The organism is Kluyvera cryocrescens NBRC 102467 (genome assembly GCF_001571285.1).
Taxonomy (GTDB): domain Bacteria; phylum Pseudomonadota; class Gammaproteobacteria; order Enterobacterales; family Enterobacteriaceae; genus Kluyvera; species Kluyvera cryocrescens.
Window position 1 is genome coordinate 1 of the sequence record NZ_BCTM01000101.1, and the last position, 509, is coordinate 509.

At 40.1% G+C, this 509-nt stretch carries 1 protein-coding gene; it reads left to right on the plus strand.

Annotated elements, in window-relative coordinates:
• Nucleotides 1–210: hypothetical protein (locus KCR01S_RS25535; RefSeq protein ID WP_218007485.1), on the plus strand; the 210-nt coding region annotated here is incomplete at its 5' end.
• Between the last annotated feature and the right edge of the window lie 299 nt (nucleotides 211–509).

Sequence of the window (509 nt, forward strand, 5' to 3'; positions counted from 1 at the left end):
GAAGGTAATATCACATGGTCACTTTCACACTCTATTCCTTCAGTTATTTACTTTAAGAGTGAAATGACCATAACTTCTTGCTACCAGTCATCACCTTTAAATAACGGCGCTACTCTTTATATTTACCGTTATCGCATACCTGAATACTATGGTGATCATGATGCTTTTTTTAATATAGAAAAAATTAAGATTATCGGCCATTCAATATGATCAGATCTCATGGCAAAGCAATGCAGATTCAGCGCCGATATATAACCTAATTGATTACATAAGTTCTAGATATTCAGGAATAGGTGATTTTTTTGCTTAATTTTATTAGTGTTACTCAATAAAAAACGCCTCCTATAGAGAGGCTTTTTTCACGTATGAACCCGCCACACCAGTTTCATTTACCATCACATCACTTGGGCGCACCGCCCCGGACAGGTTCAGCGCGAATGTGGCATCAGCCCGGTAAAACCGGCAGTAAACTCCCCGGTAAACCGCGCCGCCTGCGCCCGATAAATTTT